Source organism: Actinomadura formosensis NBRC 14204 (genome assembly GCF_001552155.1).
In the GTDB taxonomy this organism is placed as follows: Bacteria; Actinomycetota; Actinomycetes; order Streptosporangiales; family Streptosporangiaceae; genus Spirillospora; species Spirillospora formosensis.
On sequence record NZ_BCQQ01000083.1, the window covers coordinates 18783 to 32559 of the forward strand.

General features: G+C 72.8%; 13 protein-coding genes and 1 pseudogene. 7 read left to right on the forward strand and 7 right to left on the reverse strand.

Annotated features, from left to right (window positions below; genetic code table 11):
* Positions 1–75: 75 nt before the first annotated feature.
* On the forward strand, positions 76–912 hold the full coding sequence (locus AF1_RS21120; RefSeq protein ID WP_067801921.1) for a class I SAM-dependent methyltransferase: 837 nt from the start codon (positions 76–78) through the stop codon (positions 910–912).
* Here AF1_RS21120 and AF1_RS21125 read toward each other — a convergent pair.
* Genes AF1_RS21125 through AF1_RS21135 form a run of 4 tightly spaced genes read right to left on the reverse strand, consistent with a single transcriptional unit; the run spans position 909 to position 5122 of the window.
* Positions 909–1904 carry a zinc-dependent alcohol dehydrogenase family protein gene (locus AF1_RS21125; RefSeq protein WP_067801924.1) on the reverse strand — a complete coding sequence of 332 codons (996 nt, stop codon included), beginning with the start codon at positions 1902–1904 and terminating at the stop codon, positions 909–911. The genes AF1_RS21120 and AF1_RS21125 overlap by 4 nt on opposite strands.
* Positions 1904–4231 carry a SpoIIE family protein phosphatase gene (locus AF1_RS21130; protein WP_067801931.1) on the reverse strand — a complete coding sequence of 776 codons (2328 nt, stop codon included), beginning with the start codon at positions 4229–4231 and terminating at the stop codon, positions 1904–1906. The genes AF1_RS21125 and AF1_RS21130 overlap by 1 nt, the downstream gene beginning before the upstream one ends.
* Positions 4228–4410 carry a hypothetical protein gene (locus tag AF1_RS34680; RefSeq protein WP_131732561.1) on the reverse strand — a complete coding sequence of 61 codons (183 nt, stop codon included), beginning with the start codon at positions 4408–4410 and terminating at the stop codon, positions 4228–4230. Before AF1_RS34680 ends, AF1_RS21130 begins: the two co-directional genes overlap by 4 nt.
* A 10-nt stretch (positions 4411–4420) precedes the next feature.
* Positions 4421–5122 (reverse strand): metal-dependent transcriptional regulator, encoded by a 702-nt coding sequence (locus AF1_RS21135; protein ID WP_067801935.1) that lies wholly within the window; start codon positions 5120–5122, stop codon positions 4421–4423.
* Between the two features lie 99 nt (positions 5123–5221).
* Between AF1_RS21135 and AF1_RS21140 the strand changes: the two genes are divergently transcribed.
* Complete coding sequence (locus tag AF1_RS21140) at positions 5222–5923, forward strand: UdgX family uracil-DNA binding protein (protein ID WP_067801938.1); 702 nt, start codon at positions 5222–5224, stop codon at positions 5921–5923.
* Here AF1_RS21140 and AF1_RS21145 read toward each other — a convergent pair.
* On the reverse strand, positions 5909–7219 hold the full coding sequence (locus tag AF1_RS21145) for an MFS transporter (protein WP_067801941.1): 1311 nt from the start codon (positions 7217–7219) through the stop codon (positions 5909–5911). The genes AF1_RS21140 and AF1_RS21145 overlap by 15 nt on opposite strands.
* Positions 7216–7872 carry a pyridoxamine 5'-phosphate oxidase gene (pdxH, locus tag AF1_RS21150; protein ID WP_242608759.1) on the reverse strand — a complete coding sequence of 219 codons (657 nt, stop codon included), beginning with the start codon at positions 7870–7872 and terminating at the stop codon, positions 7216–7218. The genes AF1_RS21145 and pdxH overlap by 4 nt, the downstream gene beginning before the upstream one ends.
* A gap of 185 nt (positions 7873–8057) precedes the next feature.
* Between pdxH and AF1_RS21155 the strand changes: the two genes are divergently transcribed.
* The 3 genes from AF1_RS21155 (at position 8058) to serC (ending at position 10831) form a co-directional block, all read left to right on the forward strand.
* Complete coding sequence (locus AF1_RS21155; protein ID WP_067801946.1) at positions 8058–9161, forward strand: citrate synthase 2; 1104 nt, start codon at positions 8058–8060, stop codon at positions 9159–9161.
* 147 nt (positions 9162–9308) lie between these two features.
* Positions 9309–9650 carry a hypothetical protein gene (locus AF1_RS21160; protein ID WP_067801948.1) on the forward strand — a complete coding sequence of 114 codons (342 nt, stop codon included), beginning with the start codon at positions 9309–9311 and terminating at the stop codon, positions 9648–9650.
* Between the two features lie 44 nt (positions 9651–9694).
* Positions 9695–10831, forward strand: coding sequence for a phosphoserine transaminase (gene serC / locus AF1_RS21165; RefSeq protein ID WP_067801950.1), 1137 nt, complete (start codon positions 9695–9697; stop codon positions 10829–10831).
* Positions 10832–10880: 49 nt separating this feature from the next.
* Here serC and AF1_RS21170 read toward each other — a convergent pair whose 3' ends face one another.
* Entirely contained in the window at positions 10881–11750 is an 870-nt protein-coding gene (locus tag AF1_RS21170; protein ID WP_157419265.1) for a class II glutamine amidotransferase, read from the reverse strand.
* A gap of 262 nt (positions 11751–12012) precedes the next feature.
* Here AF1_RS21170 and AF1_RS21175 point away from each other — a divergent pair, with 262 nt between their 5' ends.
* Positions 12013–13041, forward strand: coding sequence for a hypothetical protein (locus tag AF1_RS21175; RefSeq protein ID WP_067801954.1), 1029 nt, complete (start codon positions 12013–12015; stop codon positions 13039–13041).
* Between the two features lie 118 nt (positions 13042–13159).
* A pseudogene (locus AF1_RS21180) lies at positions 13160–13777 on the forward strand (hypothetical protein); the annotation flags it as partial.

Below are 13777 nucleotides of genomic sequence, written 5' to 3' on the forward strand. Positions count from 1 at the left end.
TGTCGAAAACGGCTTCCACACCCCGCCCGGCAATGCCCGTCCAGGGAAGCCGGCCCGAGCCGAGGGAGTGCCCCAGTGCCGCATCCGGCGCCCGCCGTCCAGCGCAGCGGCGGCACGATCGCCCCGCATCTGAGACGCCTGCTGGAGTTCGTCGAACCCGGCCGCGACGACGTCTGCCTCGACGTCGCGCGCGGCCGCGGGCCGATGCCCGCCGCGCTCGCGCCCCGGGTCCGGCACATGACCGCGGTGGACGCGATGCCCGACCCGCCGGCGTCCACCGGCCGGTCCGGGCGGATGACCACCGTCGAGTTCGGCACGGGTCCGGTCCGCATCACCGGCGGCGACGCCCCGGACGGCGACCGGCCCCCGGCGTCGGCGACGCGCGAGGACCACCGGCCGCATCCGGTCGGCCCCGACCGCCCGACGATCAAGGCGGACGCCACCGCACTGCCCTACCGCGACAACACGTTCTCCCTCGTCACGGCCCGGTTCTCGCTCTACAACCTGGGCGATCCCGACCATGTGCTGCGCGAGCTGCTGCGCGTCTGCCGCCCGGACGGACGGGTGGTCATCGCCGATCTCGTCCGCGGCAACCTCGCCGGCCCGGAACGCGACCGGATCGAGCGGCTCCGCGACCCCGACCATCCGGGCACCCCGTCCATCGCCCGGCTCACCGAGTTGATCACTTCGGCGGGCGGCAGCATCCGCCGGCTGGACGTGTTCACCGTGGAACGCCCCGTGGAGCCGTGGCTCGCCGGCGCCTGCGACGACGCCGCGGCCGACCGCATCCGCGAAGCCCTCCTCGACGAGGTGGACGGCGGCCCCAAGACCGGCGCCAAGCCACGCGTCATCGGCGGTGAGCTCTGGTTCACCCAGTCATGGGCCCACGTCGCCGCCGAACCGATCTCCTAGGGGACGAGGACGGCGGCGCCCGTGAAGCGGTCTGCGGCGAGGTCGGCCAGCGCACGGTCTGCCTCGTCCAGCCCGTAGGCGTGTGTCGTGACGGCGACGTTCAGGCGCGCGGCCATCGTGAGGAACTCCTCGCCGTCCGCGCGGGTGTTCGCCGTCACCGACCGGACCTGCCGCTCCTGGAACAGGTGCCGCTGGTAGTCCAGGACCGGGACGTCGCTCAGATGGATGCCCGCGATCGCGCACGTCCCGCCGCGGTCGAGGCGTTCCAGCGCGGCGGCCACCAGTTCCCCCGCCGGGGCGAAGACGATCGCCGAGTCCAGGGGCGCGGGCGCGGCGTCGAAGGAGTCGCCCGCGAAGGACGCCCCCAGCTCGCGGGCCAGCTCGCGGGCGGCCGGGCTGCGGGTGTAGACGTGCACGTCGGCGCCCTCGGCGAGGGCGATCTGCGCGGCCAGGTGCGCCGAGCCGCCGAACCCCCAGATGCCGAGCCGCCCGCCCGGCGGCAGGGCGGCGCGGCGCAGCGCCCGGTAGCCGATGATGCCCGCGCACAGCAGCGGCGCGGCGCGCACGGCGTCCAGTTCGGGCGGCAGCGCGTAGGTGTAGGCGTCGACGCCCAGCGCGTATTCGGCGTAGCCGCCGTGCGCGTCCCAGCCGGTGTAGACCGAGGCCGGGCAGAGGTTCTCGGCGCCGCGGCGGCAGAACCGGCACGCGCCGCACGTCCCGCGCAGCCATGCCACACCGACCCGGTCGCCGGCGGCGCGCAGGCAGCCGGGGCCCGCCTCGACGACCTCGCCGACGATCTCGTGGCCGGGCGTCACCCCGGGCAGGTGGACGGGCAGGTCGCCTTCGGCGACGTGCAGGTCCGTCCGGCAGACACCGCACGCCAGCACCCGCACCAGCAGCTCGCCCGGACCGGGGGACGGCACCTCGCGATCGACGCGCCGCAGCGGCCCCGACGCGATCGGGGACGGCGTCTCGACCACCCAGGCGCGCATCACGGCGTCAGCGGCAACTCGAACCAGACGGCCTTGCCGTCGGACGTGGGCCGGGCACCCCACCGGGTGGCGAGCTGGTCGACCAGGTAGAGGCCGCGCCCACCCTCGTCGGTCTCGCCCGCGCTGCGGATGCGCGGCAGCCGCATGTCGGAGTCGAACACCTCGACCCACACCGCGTCGGCGCCACGCCGCAGCCGGAGCCGGAACTCCTTGATCTGCGGCTCGCGGCGGCCGAGGTCGACGCCGAGGTTCCAGTCGTCCTCGTGGAAGGTTCCGCCCTCGAACGGCTCGTCCTCCAGGCTCGCCCCGAAATCGGTGTTGAACTGGACGGGCGGCGGCGCGCCGAGCGGCTCACCGCCGCGTCCGGGCGGCCCCGCGGGGACCGGGACGGTCATCTCGCGGCGCGGCGCGGGCGTCGTGGTGGCGTGCAGGACGACGTTCGTGACGACCTCGGACACCAGCAGGCACGCCAGTTCGGCCTGCTCGTCCAGCATCCCCCAGCTCGCGAACGCGTCGGCGGCCATCCGCCGCGCCTCCGAGACCATGATCGGCTCGGCGGTGAACGTGCGCTCCTCGACGGCCAGTTCGTCGCCCGCGGTGCGGATCACCACGATCGCGACGTCGTCGTCGATCTCGCCGGGAACCGCGTCGTAGACGGCGTTCGCGATCGCTTCGACGTCGCCGCCCGCGGCCTTGGTGACGGCGGTGCGGAGCATCTCCCGCGCTTCCTCGCGGGAGTAGTGCTCGCCGTCCTCCTTGGGCCGCCGGTCGATGAGGCCGTCGGTGTAGAGGACGAGCGTGGAGCCCGGCTTCAGCTCGGTCCTCTCCTCGTTGTAGAGGATCTCGCCGCCCATCCCGGGGGCGCGCAGGCCGAGCATGCCGCCCTGGCTCTCGAACGGCAGCTCGCCGACCTCGCCGTCCACGATCAGCAGGGGCGGGTCGTGCCCGGCGTTGGCGAACTCCAGCACCCGCGACCACGCGTCGTACACGAAGTAGGTGCAGGACACGAGCGGCGGGCGGACGAGATCGTCGCTGTTCCAGCCGGACCGCATCCGCTCGGGGCGCGTCATCGTCCGGACCCACTCGTCCAGCTTGCGCAGTATGTCGGCGGGCGGCTTGTCGTCCTGCGCGAAGGCGCGCAGCGCGGCCCGCAACTGCCCCATCACGGCCGCGGCGCGGGCGCCGCGTCCCTCGACGTCGCCGATGACGAGGCCGACCCGGCCCGCCGACAGCGGGATCACGTCGTACCAGTCGCCGCCGACCTGCGTCTGGATGCCGTGCCCGTGCGCCTCCAGCGGGCGGGCCGGCTCGTACCGCCAGGCGATCTGCAGGCCGTCCAGCGGCGGCGGCCGGTCACCGGGCAGCAGGTGCTTCTGGAAGGCGAGCGCGGTGTTGCGCTCCTCCTCGAACAGCAGCGCGTTGTCGACGGCGAGCGCGACCCGGCCGGAGATCGCGCCGAGCAGGTCGCGGTCGAAGCCGTCGTAGTGCGGGTCGGGGCGGTCGGACAGTTTCGACAGCGCCAGGCTCATCACGCCGAGCAGCTCGCCGCGCACCAGCAGCGGCGCCGAGATCACCGAGGTGATGCCCATCGCGTCGCCGAGCCGCCGGGACGCCTCGCTCGGCGCGGCGAACCGGTGCCGGACCATGTCCTCGACGAGGACGGTGTCACGCCGCTCCATGGCCTTGGCGCTGAAGTGGCCGGGCGGGTAGGAGACGGGCGCGCCGACCTCCGCCCAGGTATCGGGCGGCGGCTCCCAGCCCCCCGCGTGCCGCGACACCCTGCGGTAGAGCCGGTCGCCGCTGAACAGGTCGATGAAGCAGTGGTCGGCGAACTGCGGGACGAGCGTGTCGGCGACCCGGCGGAGGGTGTCCTCCAGTTGCAGCGACCCGGCGAGCCGCTCGCCGATCCGCTCCAGCAGCCCGTAGCGCTCCCGCTCGCGCTGGTTGGAGCGGAGCGCCTCCCGCGCGAAGATCACCACGCCGTCGACCGCGCCGGACGGATGCCGCAGCGGCACCGCGTGCGCGCGCGTGTAGACGGTGGTGCCGTCCGCGCGCAGGTTGCAGAACGTGCCCTCCCAGACACCGCCCTTGAGCACGTGCCTGGCCAGCTCCGCCGCCTGCTCGTAGTCCTCCTCGGCGATGCCCAGGGAGAGGACCGACTGGCCGATGACCTCGCCGCCGCCGTACCCGAACAGCTGCCGCGCGAAGGAGTTGCCGTAGATGACGTTGCTGAAGCGGTCGCAGACGATGACCGCCATCTCCATCTGGTCGAGGACGGTCTCGGGCGGCAGGCGCGCCTCGTCAGGCGCTTCCCCCCAGTGGCTCATCTCCCCATCCCGATCCCGCTCACAGTCATCGTCACCGGCTCGGTGATCACCAGGCATCGCGGCACGGCTGCCGCGCGTACCCTCGTCGTATTGAACGACGAACCCGCCGCCGAGATACGCACGATCGGCACGCCGATAAGGAGATCTTCGGTATAGACCGTGAAGACCGGTGCCCGCACGCCGACCGTGTCAGCGCCTGCTGACGAAGACGTGTTCGGCGATGTCGCGTGGCAGCTCCGTCGCTGGTCCCTCGCCCTCGGCGTCACTGATCACCCGTACCCCGTCATCGGTCGCCCGGAGAATCACCTCTCGTCCCGGTTGTATCCCTATCTGCTTGAGTCTAAGCATCAGGTCGCTGTCGCTCTGCACCTGCTCACTGATCCGCTTGATCACCGCGCCGGCACCGGAGGGGCTCGCCACCGCGGTCATCGCCGACAGCGGCGCGGTGTCGTCTTCGTCGCCGTGCCCGCCGAGTTCGTCCAGGCCGGGGATCGGGTTGCCGTGCGGGCAGGCGGTCGGGTTGTCCAGCAGCGCGACGAGGCGGCGTTCGACGTCCTCCGACATGACGTGCTCCCACCGGCACGCCTCGATGTGGACGTCCTCCCAGGGCAGGCCGATGACGTTGACCAGCAGGCATTCGGCGAGCCGGTGCTTGCGCATGACCCGCGTGGCGAGGCCGCGACCGCTCTTGGTCAGTGTGAGGTGCCGATCGCCCTCGACCCGCAGCAGCCCGTCGCGCTCCATCCGCGCGACCGTCTGGCTCACCGTCGGGCCGCTCTGGGAAAGCCGCTCCGCGATGCGCGCGCGAAGGGGGATGATCCCCTCCTCTTCGAGCTCGAAAACCGTCCGGAGGTACATCTCCGTGGTATCGATAAGGCCGTGTGAGGTCACAGCTCCCTCCAGTCTTATGGGCAGGAGTCTACTTGCTCAGACCACACGTCGCCTGGCCCCGCGAATATCCCCCTGAAGCCGGGTACGGAGCAACACGAGATGAATGCGAAACCTTCCCGGGACGCGGAACCGTTCCTGCCCGAGACGCCCGAGGAGCGCGCCGACCTGGACGCGCTGCGCCACGCGGCGGCCGGCTGCCGCGGCTGCGGCCTCTATGAGAACGCCACCCAGACCGTCTTCGGCGAGGGCTCACCGGGCGGACGCGTCGTGCTCATCGGCGAGCAGCCCGGCGACCAGGAGGACCGCAAGGGTCACCCATTCGTCGGCCCCGCCGGACGCGTCCTCGACCAAGCGCTGGAGGAGGCCGGGATAGAGCGCGGCGACGTCTATGTCACCAACGCCGTGAAGCACTTCAAGTTCAAACGGCCGGCGGGCGGCAAGCGGCGCATCCACGAGACGCCGAACGCGGGCGAGATGCACGCGTGCCGCCCCTGGCTGCTCGCGGAGTTGCGGATTCTGGACCCGGACATCGTCGTCGCGCTGGGCGCCACGGCGGGCAAGTCGCTGCTCGGCGCGTCGTTCCGGGTGACGACGCAGCGCGGGCGCCTGCTGCCGCTGCCCGATCTGGAGACGCTCGGCACCCCCGCCGCCGCGCGGGAGATCGACGAGGCGCCGGAGCGGGCCGGGCCCCGGCTGCTGGCGACGATCCACCCGTCGGCCGTCCTGCGCGCCGAGGACCGCGACGCCATGTACGCGGGCCTGCTGGACGATCTGAAGGTCGCCGCCTCAGTTCTCCATTGACGCGGCCGCGGCCGGCCCGGATTCCGTGGCCTCCGATTCCGCGGGCACGGTCTCGGCGGTCCGGGTGTCGTAGCGGAGCAGGGCCGGGACGGCGAACCCGGCGATGACGACCAGCACCGCGCAGGCGAGACCGCCGCCCACCCACGACGCGGTGGCCCCGGCGACGCTCGCGGTGGCCCCGGCCCGGACGTCCCCCAGCCGCGGGCCGCCCGCGACGACGACGGTGAAGACGCCCTGGAGCCGTCCCCGCATCCGGTCGGGCGCGTACGTCTGGAGCATCGACTGGCGGAACACCGACGACACCAGGTCGGCCGCGCCGCCGACGGCGAGCAGCACCACCGCGAGCCACAGCGACCCGGACAGCCCGGCGGCCGCCACCGCCAGGCCCCACACCGCGATGGCCACGACCAGGGCGATCCCCTGGCGGTGCACCCGCCCGATCCAGCCGGACGACAGCCCGCCGAGGAACGCGCCGATCGCGATGGCGGCGAACAGGTAGCCGACGGCCCCCTCCCCGCCGAACCGGGTCTCGGCCACCTCGGGGAACAGGGCGCGCGGCATCGCGACCGCCATCGCGATGATGTCCACGACGAACGACATCAGCAGCGCGGGCTGCGTCCCCAGGTAGCGGAGCCCGTCGAAGACCGACCGCAGGCCGGGCGAACCGGTGGTGTCGCCGAGCGGCGGGATCGGGGGAAGCCGGAGCGCCGCGTACAGCACGACGGTGAACAGCACCGCGTCGAGCGCGTACGCCGCCGCGTAGTGCCAGTGGGCCAGCAGCACCCCGGCGAACAGCGGCCCCGCCAGCATCCCGAACGTGCTCGCGGTGAAGTTGAGGGTGTTGGCCGCCGGGACGAGCGGCCCGTCGACCAGCCGGGGAGTGATCGCGCCGCGGGTCGGCGAGGCCACCGCGAAACCCATGGCCTGGATCGCGACCACGCCCATGATCAGGGCGAGGCTCTCGATGCCGAGCAGCGCCTGGACGAGCAGCAGCAGCGTCGCCGCCCACATCACGCAGGACGAGAGGAACAGCAGCCTGCGCCGGTCCATGTGGTCGGCGACCGCGCCGCCCCACAGCCCGAACACGATCAGCGGGACGAGGTTGACGAAGCCGAGCACACCGACCCACAGCGACGACTTCGTCATCTCGTACACCTGGACCGGGACGGCCACCGAGGTGACCTGGAACCCGAGGAACGACACGCCCTGCCCCAGCCACAGCCGCCGGTACGCGGGGTAGGCGAGCGGTCGCGTGTCGATGGCGAGCCGCCGCAGCCTGCCACGTGCGGTTGTCACGGAGACAGTCTCTCCACCACCCACACGCCGCTACCCTCCGGACCCGCTTCGCGGCGGTACCGGATCCGGTCGTGCAGCCGGTCGCGGCGGCCCTGCCAGAACTCGATCGACTCGGGGACGACGCGGTACCCGCCCCAGAAGTCCGGCAGCGGGACGACGTCGGAGTCCTCGCCGTCCGGTACGCCCGGCGGCTGCCCGGCGGCCGGATCCGGCCAGCGCTCGGCCACCTCGGCGTAGCCGCGCTCCAGCGTCTCCCGGTCGGGGATGACTCCCGACTGGTGCTCGCTCGCCCACGCGCCGAGCCGCGACCCGTACGGGCGCGTCCGGAAGTAGGCGGCCGACTCGTCCCGCGACAGTTCCGCCACCGGGCCCGCGACGCGCACCTGCCGGTACATCGGATGCCAGGGGAACACGAGCGCCGCGCGAGGGTTCTCCGCGAGGTCACGCCCCTTGGGGGAGGTCAGGTTCGTGAAGAACCGGAACCCCTGCGGCCCGTACCCCTTCAACAGGACGAGCCGGGCACTCGGCACGCCGTCGCCGGACGCGGTGGCGAGCACCATCGCGTTCGGCTCGGCGAGCCCGGAGGCGTGCACGTCGGCGAACCAGGCGGCGAACAGCGCGAGCGGGTCGGCGGGGAGCGCCGACTCGGACAATTCGCCCCCCTCGTAGGATCTGCGGAGCCGTGCGGGATCGGGTGTTGGGGAATCCACAGCGTCCGAGCCTCTCACCCGGGCCTTGTGTGCAACTCACATGACCCCTGGGTACTGGTCAGTAAGGCGGACAGGGTTCAATGGCACGGCACCGCCTTATCACTCTTGGGGACGAAAGGCAGGACGACATGTCCGACTTCAAACCTGGTCTCGAAGGGGTCGTGGCTTTCGAGACCGAGATCGCCGAACCGGACAAGGAGGGCGGCGCCCTCCGCTACCGGGGTGTCGACATCGAGGAACTCGTCGGGCGCGTCTCCTTCGGTGACGCCTGGGGCCTGCTGGTGGACGACAGCTTCACCCCGGGACTGACCCCCGCCGACCCGCACCTGCTCCCGGTCACCTCCGGCGACGTGCGGGTGGACGTGCAGAGCGCACTCCCCACCCTCGCCACCGCGTACGGGATGCGGCCGCTGCTCGACATCTCCGACGAGGAGGCCCGCGCGGACCTCGCGCGAGTATCGGTGACCGCGCTGTCCTTCGTGGCGCAGTCCGCCCGCGGCGTCGGCGTGCCGATGGTCCCGCAGCACCGGATCGACGAGGCGGAGACCATCACCGAGCGGTTCATGGTCCGCTGGCGCGGTGAGCCCGACCCGAAGCACGTCCGGGCCATCGACGCGTACTGGGTCTCCGCCGCCGAGCACGGCATGAACGCCTCCACCTTCACCGCCCGCGTCATCGCCTCCACCGGCGCGGACGTCGCGGCCAGCATGTCCGGCGCGATCGGCGCCATGTCGGGTCCGCTGCACGGCGGCGCCCCCGCCCGCGTGCTCCCGATGATCGAGAAGGTCGAGCAGCTCGGCGACGCCCGCAAGGTCGTCGCCGGCATCCTCGACTCCGGCGAGCGGCTGATGGGCTTCGGGCACCGCGTCTACCGCGCCGAGGACCCGCGCGCCCGCGTGCTGCGCCGCACCGCCAAGGAGCTGGCCGCCCCCCGCTTCGCGGCCGCGAAGGCCCTGGAGGACGCCGCCCTCGCCGAGCTGCGCGAACGCCGCCCGGACCGGCCGATCGAGACGAACGTGGAGTTCTGGGCCGCGGTCATCCTGGACTTCGCCGAGGTTCCGACCGCGATGATGCCCGCCATGTTCACCTGCGGCCGCACCGCCGGCTGGGCCGCGCACATCCTGGAGCAGAAGCGCACCGGCCGCCTCGTCCGCCCGAGCGCCCGCTACACCGGCCCGGGCAGCCGCTCCATCACCGACGTCACGGGAGCAGCGGAAGTCCTCAAGGGCTGAAAGACCTTCCCCCGCACGACGCGCCTTGAGGCCCCCGGCCCGGAGTCCGGGGGCCTTTTGCGTGCCGCGTTCACCGCCTCGGGCGGCCCGGTGCCATCGCCTCGGGCGGCCAGGTGCGAAACTCGCCCCTTTGCCATCATTGGATCCATGAGCCACCAGCCCGACGAGCCACTCGACGGTGACATCGGCCCGGCCGTCCCGGAACGGCCGGAGGCCGCGGAGGCCGACGCCGCCGAGGAGATGCGGCGGCATGAGGCGGAGCGTGCGGAGCGGCGCCGCCGCACCGACGCCGTGTCGGGACGGATCGCCGTCGTGATCGCGGCCCTGTTCCTGGCCTTCCTGACCTACGACTCGGTTCGCACGGCGATCGAGGCGCGTTCCAGGGGCGACGACTGGGTCTATCCGCCGGCCGTCATCGCGGCCGGCTGCGCGGTGGCGCTCGTGGGCCTGCTGACATGGGCACGGCGGCGCCGCCGTCTCGGCATGTGAACCCGGACCGCGATCTTCGTCGCAGCTCAGATAGCCTTCTACAAGTGACCGAGAGCGCGAAACCAACCATTGACATTCCCACAGATCTCAAGCCGGCGGACGGCCGTTTCGGTTGCGGTCCGTCCAAGGTCCGCCCCGAGCAGCTCGCCGCGCTGGCCGACTCCGGCTCCACCTACATGGGGACCTCGCACCGGCAGAAGCCGGTGAAGTCCCTCGTCGGCCGCGTCCGGGAGGGGCTGGCCCAGCTGTTCTCCCTGCCCGAGGGGTACGAGGTCCTGCTCAGCAACGGCGGCACGACCGCGTTCTGGGACGCGGCCGCGTTCGGGCTCGTCCGGCAGCGGTCGCAGCACCTGACGTTCGGTGAGTTCTCCAGCAAGTTCGCCAAGGTCACCACGAGCGCGCCCTGGCTGGGTGAGCCGACCGTCATCTCCAGCCCGCCCGGGACGCACCCGGAGGCGTCGGCCGAGGAGGACGTGGACGTCTACGCGCTCACCCACAACGAGACCTCGACCGGCGTCGCGATGCCGATCAGGCGCCCGGCGGGCACGACCGCGCGGGACGGGCTCGTCCTGGTGGACGCCACGTCCGGCGCGGGCGGCCTGCCCGTGGACGTGGCCGAGACCGACGTCTACTACTTCGCGCCGCAGAAGTGCTTCGCGGCCGACGGCGGCCTGTGGGTGGCGCTGGCGTCCCCGGCGGCGCTGGAGCGGATCGACGAGATCGCCATGTCCGACCGGTACGTTCCGGAGTTCTTCAACCTGAAGACGGTCGTGGACAACTCCGCCAAGGACCAGACCTACAACACCCCGGCCGTGGCCACGCTGCTGCTGCTCGCCGAGCAGATCGAGTGGATGAACGGCCAGGGCGGCCTGGAGTGGACGACGTCCCGCACGGCCGACTCGGCCCGGCGGCTCTACACCTGGGCGGAGAAGACCTCCTACACCAGGCCGTTCGTGGTGGACCCGGCGCAGCGTTCGCAGGTCGTCGGCACGATCGACTTCAACGACGACGTGGACGCGGCGGCCGTGGCGAAGACGCTGCGCGCCAACGGGATCGTCGACACCGAGCCCTACCGGAAGCTGGGCCGCAACCAGCTGCGCATCGGGATGTTCCCGGCGATCGACCCGGACGACGTCGAGGCGCTGACCGCCTGCGTCGACCACGTCGTCGAGCGTCTCTGACGACGCGGTGATCCCTCGGGGACGCCGCGCCGCGCCCCCGAGGGCCGTTTCAGGCGACGGTCACCAGTTCCCCGGTGCCGCCGGGACGCCGGATGGCGCGGTGCCGCAGGCCGGCCTGGTCGCATTCCCGGTCGGAGCGGGTGAAGCCCGTCCAGACGCGGGGGTCCATGTCGGTGTCGCGTGCGGTGGGCACGAAGTTCGCCGTCGCGAGCACGTCGGGCAGATCGCGGCGTCCGGGACGGCGTTCCATGCCGACCTTGAGGTAGGTCCCCTCGCGGAGCATGACGACGGACACGAACTGCACCCGCGTGTGCCGCTCGGCCTCCCGGAACCAGCGCGGGTTGGACGCCCAGTAGATGTTCTGGTCGGTGTCCACGGCCACGGTCAGCGGGCTGAGCGCGCCCCGCGCCAGGTGCACCTCGGTCGGCCGATCGCGGTGCACCCAGGCCAGCGCGACCCGTCCGACCAGGGTTTCGAGGAGGCCCGTCACCTCGGCGGAGGTCCGGCAGCCGGCGAGCAGCTGGAAGATCGGTTCGCTGTCGGTCGTGCCGGACGCCGGCGGCGGCGCGAACCGCGCCCGCAGGTCGGCGGCGTCGATGTCGCCGTTGTGGGTCGCGACGATGCCGGCGGACGGGCCGATGGAGGGGTCGGCGGCGGCCCCGGAGACGGCCATCGGGCTCGCGTTGCCGGGATCCAGCGGCGACCCCTGGGTCGCCCAGCGGGTGTGGCCGAGCACGACGGGCGTGCGGTCCAGTTCGGCCAGGTACGCCGGGTGCCAGATCTCCGAGAACCGGCCGCGTCCCCGCACGACCCGGCAGCCGACCGCGGAGCCGCCGAGGCCGGGCCAGGCGCCGAGGAACGCAAGGCCCGCCGAGTCGGTGCCGCGCTCCTCCGCGAGCGTGCCCAACGTGACGAACACGTCCGAGACCGGCCCCGGGTCATCCGCGAACGGCGAACGCACCACTCCGAACAATCCACACATGCTGGATGAGATGCGAATCATGGGCGGCCGGTTCGACCCGTTCATGGCGCCGAATAAGCTCGGACCGTGAACCGCGCGCCCCAATGGCTGCTTCCCACCGTGCTGACCGCGCTCATCCTCGCCGTGGTCGTCGGTGCGCTGCTGAGCTGACCGGCGCGGGTCATATGATCGTGGGGGCGCGGAACGGGGTGGTCAGGTCATGTCAGCAGTCCGCGTCGTCACCCGTGCCAGTGCCGCGCTCGCCGTCACCGGCGCGTCCGTGACGGTCTTCGCGCCCGCCGCGCCCGCCGCGCCGGCCGCCGCGAAGGACGGCCGGGTCGCGTTCACGATCAGCGATCCGCGGATCACCGAGTCCAGCGGCCTCGCGGCGAGCAGCCTGCATCAGGGCACCGTCTACACGCACAACGACTCCGGCGGCGTCCCGCAGATCTTCGCGCTCGGCCCGGACGGGAGGGTGCAGGCCGTCCTCACGGTCGCCGGCGCGGGCGCCCGCGACTGGGAGGCCATCGCGCTCGGCAGGGACGGCCGCGGCCGGCCGGCGATCTTCGTGGCCGACATCGGCGACAACCTCGGCGGCGCCTGGCCGTACGTGACCGTGTACCGGATTCCGGAGCCGGCTCGGCTGCGCAGCCAGACGCTGCACGCCACCGCGTTCCGGCTCAAGTACCAGGACGGGCCGCGCAACGCCGAGACCCTCATGATCAACCCGCGGACGAACCGGCTCTACCTGGCCAGCAAGATCACCAACCTGGCCGGCGGGAAGATCTACGAGGCGCCCGCGCGGCTGCGCACCGGCGGGTTCAACGTCATGCGCAAGGTCGGTGACGCCCCGGCCATCGCGACCGACGGCGCGTTCTCCCCCGACGGCCGCACCTGCGTGATCCGGACGTACTTCGGCGCCCGCCTGTACTCGGTGCGGCCGGACGGCAGGCCCGGCGAGTCGCTGAAGTCGATCGGCCTGCCCGCCCAGGTGCAGGGCGAGTCGGTGACCTACACGACGGACGGCGGATCCCTGCTGGTGGGCTCGGAGGGCAGGAAGCAGCCCGTCTACCGGGTGCCGCTGCCGGAGGAGGCGCGGCCGTCCCCGTCCGCCTCGTCGAAGAACGCGAGTCCGGCCGGGAACGCCGAGGAGGGGCACCGGGACGCCACCAACACCCGGATGGGCCTGTTCCTCGCGCTGGCCATCGCGGGCGCCGCCGGCTACGGCCTCGTCCGGAGGCGGCGGTGACCACAGTGACGGAAATCGACCCGTGAACTGACCCCCACGCTGGAAAAGGCTTTCGGAGAACGACCGGATCGCGAAAGGAGGCGACGGTCCCGCGCGGACCCGTGTGAGGATGCGGACTGTGGAGCATGAGCTGGTGGGCCTCGCGGGTTCCGGCGGCCGGTGGCGGCCCGTCGCCGCCGGCCCGTTCACCGTCCTCGCGGTGGCGCTGGCGCTGCTGCCGATCCGCCCGGTGTGGCTGTGGGCCGCGCTGATCGGCGCCGTCGCCGCGATCCCGTGGTTGCTGGGCGCGGTCCCGGACGCGCGCCGCCGCCGTCCCCGGCCGTACTGGCGGCTGTCGGCGGCGGGGCTGGAGCGGGTCGGCCGGGGCGGGCTCGTCATGGTGTCGTACGAGCGGTCCCGGATCGACGGCCTGGCCATCACCACCGGCGACGGCGTGCTGACCGTCTTCCACCGGTTCGGGCGGACGGCCGTGGGCGGCCTGACCGCGATGGGCCTGGAGCCGCTGGCGGTGTTCGTGACGGCCCGGCGGCTCGGCATCCCGATGCACATCCTGGACGGCGAGGCGACCGACCTGCTCGATCCGGCGCTGGACGAGGCATTGCGCGTCTCCGGGCTGGAGGACGACGTCCCGGGCGGCGGCCCGCTCCCCCGCGACCACGCCGCCGAGAAGCGGCTCCTCGACCAGGAGGCGGCGCTGCTGGCGGCGGCGCACGAGCCGCCCGCCGAGCCGCCCGCC

Excerpts from the sequence above, each read along its gene's own strand:
- AF1_RS21125 (WP_067801924.1), bottom strand. The coding sequence starts at position 1,904 with ATGCGCGCCTGGGTGGTCGAGACGCCGTCCCCGATCGCGTCGGGGCCG.
- AF1_RS21130 (WP_067801931.1), bottom strand. The coding sequence starts at position 4,231 with ATGAGCCACTGGGGGGAAGCGCCTGACGAGGCGCGCCTGCCGCCCGAG.
- AF1_RS21140 (WP_067801938.1), top strand. The coding sequence starts at position 5,222 with ATGAATGCGAAACCTTCCCGGGACGCGGAACCGTTCCTGCCCGAGACG.
- AF1_RS21155 (WP_067801946.1), top strand. The coding sequence starts at position 8,058 with ATGTCCGACTTCAAACCTGGTCTCGAAGGGGTCGTGGCTTTCGAGACC.
- AF1_RS21160 (WP_067801948.1), top strand. The coding sequence starts at position 9,309 with ATGAGCCACCAGCCCGACGAGCCACTCGACGGTGACATCGGCCCGGCC.
- AF1_RS21175 (WP_067801954.1), top strand. The coding sequence starts at position 12,013 with ATGTCAGCAGTCCGCGTCGTCACCCGTGCCAGTGCCGCGCTCGCCGTC.